Source organism: Paraburkholderia sp. BR14374 (genome assembly GCF_040948685.1).
Lineage (GTDB): Bacteria > Pseudomonadota > Gammaproteobacteria > Burkholderiales > Burkholderiaceae > Paraburkholderia > Paraburkholderia youngii.
This window is the reverse complement of record NZ_JBFPKF010000079.1, coordinates 1-3,409: the sequence shown is the minus strand read 5'-3', so window position 1 is coordinate 3,409 and position 3,409 is coordinate 1. Positions and strand designations below refer to the sequence as shown.

The window sequence follows — 3,409 nt, the reverse complement described above, 5'->3', positions numbered from 1 at the left end:
CTTCCGCCGACTCGCAAGAGACTACGAGCGATTGCCCGAAACTCTGGCTGGCTTGCACTTCGTCGTCTTCTCCGTGCTTATGCTTGTTCACTTTGCAACCCTTAGCAAAAGTGCCTAACACCCTCTAGGCAGCTCCGGCATCAAATAAATGCGTAGGCAACGATGCTTCCTCATTTTTTCCCGGAAGCCGAAAGGTCTGCTTTGACAAAACAACAACGATCGCCGCGGCACGGACTGCCCAGGAGCGGTTGAATTCGTTCAAAAACGAAAGAAACGAGACCCATTGATCGGTTTCATGACGGGCGTAAACAAACCACCAGGGCTGAGAGTTATAAGAGGAAGGAGCCCAACGGGCAGCTTCGAGAATAGTGAGAATGGTACGCTCATCGATGGGATCCGATGTGAAGGCGCGAGGTGACCAGCGCTCGACGAACTGCGCATCGATTGGATAACTAGGTATGCGAATCGTTTTGATAGCCATAGTCATAGCTCGGTAACGATCTATTCGAAACCAAAAATTGACGCAACATTTGAGAGGATGTCTCAGGAGTCACGCCCGAGTCTTAACGTATTGATGACATCAATCGAGACCTCCACTGCCACTGCATGTTTACAAGAGTCTCGGCAGAGTCATACATGACGTTTAGAAGCTGCGGCCACCTCAGCGAACCATCGGTCACGACACTCCTTCATAAACGAAACAAATGTTCGCCCTACTTTCCACAACGGGCGAGATCTCGGGTATAGCAGTCCAACCCTGAAGGTTATGCAAGGGTCTACGAGACGGACCTCGATCCGATCAAGGTATCCGTGAACACTGAATGGATCGATAAAACCGACAGATAAAACCGACACCCACTCCCAGTGCGGCCAACTCGCATGTGGAGTGGGAAAACGACGTATCGATACCCATGACACGGTGTATGCTTCGCGATTCGAAAAGGCGATCAACATGCGGCCGGGCTTGATAGTGTGCCGTGGTGGAGATAAACGTGCGCCCTTCGAAATCCGCCGGCTAAAGCATCGACTTTTCTCCGAGCTGATCCCCCTTCTTCATGACGGCGTAGTAGGGAACATTACAGAATTCGTCTACTGAAAGGTCTTCTCGGTCGTAAGGTACTTCCGCAAGACCAAGATCGATTCTTTCCGTCGCAATCCAGTCCTCCACCTTCGTGGAGCTTTGAACATCCAGTGAGATATCAACGTCTGGATGAGCTTCACAGAACCGGGCTATGACCGCCGGCAAAAACGTTATTCCCAAGGCCGGCATGCATGCGATGGAGATGCTGCCCACGCGAAGTTTCCTCACATCAGCGGCAAGTTCCCCGATCCTTTGGTACGCACGGAATGTGTTCTCTACTTGCTCGTGGATCATCCTTCCTTCAGGCGTCGGCACCAGCCTGCCAGCAGCGCGGTTGAACAAAGTCACGCCGAGCTCCTTTTCGAGCTCGGTGATCAAGCGACTCACTGATGGCTGAGATAGCCCCAGTAAGTCCGCAGCACCGTTTACAGTGCCGACCATCATAGTCGTGCGGAATGCTTCAAGTTGCCGGATGTTCATAGTTTCCCAGTTGATGGCCCACTTTCAACAACCATCATGGCTCTGTCACGTTGACGCAGGCGCGGGGTAGAATGAAGCGATGAAGAAAAGAAAGTCGCTTTATCACGGTCACCGCTTCCCTGCCATCGTCATCAGCTGCGCGGTTCGCTGGTATTTCCGGTTCAGCCTGAGCCTGCGCGATATCGAGTTGTTGCTCGAGCGTGGTGTCGTCGTCACGTACGAAACAATCCGTTGCTGGTGCGACAAGTTCGGCGCTGAATTCGCCCAGCGTGCAAAGACGGCGCGGCGCGAGCGGGGGCAACACATGGCATCTGGATGAGATGTTCGTGACGCTGCGCGCGGAGCCGTATCTGCTGTGGCGCGCGGTCGATGAGCATGGCACTGAACTCGACGTTCTGGTGCGAAAACGACGCGACAAGGCCGTAGCCAAGCGCTTCTTCCAGCGAGTGCTGCGATCAAACCCGGTGCCGCGCAGGATCGTCACTGATCAGCTACGCAGCTATCCGGCAGCGAAGTCCGAGATTCCAGAGCTCGCTTACGTGAAGCATGTTTTCGTCAAGGCGGTTGCGCGCGTGAATAACCGCACGAGAATAGCCACCAGCCGACCCGCAGACGCGAACGCCAGATGCTCGGCTTTCGCGATGCGCGTCGCACTCAGGCGTTTCTCTCACGGTTCGGCCCGATCCGGCAGCACTTTGCTTTACCCAGACATCGAATGAAAGCGGCAAGTCACCGCGCCGCACTCCAGGAACGCTTCGCCACATGGTACGGTTGGACTGGAACTGCCTCAATCGGCAAGGCTATTTAATAAGGATAACTACGGTTACCGGTACGCGTACAGTCTACGTTCCTTAACTTGACAAAGCCGTGCAACGGAACGTTCGGCATCCAGAAATTATAGGCAACGAGATGGCAGGGGAGCGGCGCTTCAGAGGGGTGGCACGTTTCCCGAAACGGGAGTTTCATCGAAAAATGAAATCCTATCGATAACAAGGGTTCGAGCGCAGTGTCGTTGTCAGTTACGAGACGATCCGCCGCTGGTGCGACAAATTCGGCGCGGGCTTCGCACATCGCGTCAAAGCTGCTCGCCGCAAGCCTGGGCGCACATGGCATCTGGACGAAGTCTTCGTTATGTTGCGCGGTGAGCCTTCTCTGGTGGGCAGTCGACCAGCACGGCGCCGAACTCGACATCCTGCTGCAGAAACATCGCGATAAGGCCGCAGCAAAGCGCTTCTTCAACCGCGTGTTGGCCGCCTGTGCCGACGCGCCACGAAGGATTGCGCCACGAAGGATTGTCACCGATCAGCTTCGCAGCTACCCGGCAGCCAAGGCCGATATCCCCGAACTGGCAAACATCAAACACGTCTTCGTCAAGGCTGCGGCCCGGGTGAACGAGCCGGCAGAGAACAGTCATCAGCCTACGCGTGAACCTCAGCGGCGCATGCGCGGATTTCGTGACCCGAAGCGCACGCAGGCTTTCTCTCCACCTTCGGCCTGATCCGGCAGCACTTCGCGCTCAAGCGACACCTGCTACGGGCTTCACGCTATCGCAAACAACTCGCATCCCGATTTGCTGCGTGGCGCCAATTCACCGGCATCGCTCAAAATCCGTCGACTGTCTCCTGAGCGATTGACTCTTCGCAGTAGTCCGTGCCACTGCCGACAAGTTGATAATCATTGAAAGGCCTCCTGGCCGCCCCAGAAAAGGGGGCGGCCAGGGTCTAGCAGGCTGTTGAATTTGGGTCCCGTGTAAACGGGGTTTGAGGGACGGGCGTTATGGATATCGTGTTCATGATCTTTGGCAGCGGATGCGATGCGCGGAATGGATGAGATGCAGGAACCCCTGTT

The 3,409-nt window shown here is 55.4% G+C and carries 1 protein-coding gene and 4 pseudogenes; 3 read left to right on the top strand and 2 right to left on the bottom strand.

From position 1 onward, the window contains the following. Window positions 1-118: pseudogene (locus tag AB3X86_RS37905) on the top strand (IS5/IS1182 family transposase); the annotation flags it as partial. A 9-nt stretch (window positions 119-127) separates the two neighbouring features. Here the strand turns inward: AB3X86_RS37905 and AB3X86_RS37900 are convergent. Next, window positions 128-481: pseudogene (locus AB3X86_RS37900) on the bottom strand (nitroreductase family protein); the annotation flags it as partial. A 534-nt stretch (window positions 482-1,015) separates the two neighbouring features. Further along, window positions 1,016-1,522, bottom strand: coding sequence for a LysR family transcriptional regulator (locus tag AB3X86_RS37895; RefSeq protein ID WP_368599863.1), 507 nt, complete (start codon window positions 1,520-1,522; stop codon window positions 1,016-1,018). A gap of 118 nt (window positions 1,523-1,640) precedes the next feature. Here AB3X86_RS37895 and AB3X86_RS37890 point away from each other — a divergent pair. Continuing rightward, window positions 1,641-2,369, top strand: a pseudogene (locus tag AB3X86_RS37890) (IS6 family transposase). Window positions 2,370-2,557: 188 nt separating this feature from the next. Then, a pseudogene (locus tag AB3X86_RS37885) lies at window positions 2,558-3,187 on the top strand (transposase); the annotation flags it as partial. Window positions 3,188-3,409 lie beyond the last annotated feature (222 nt).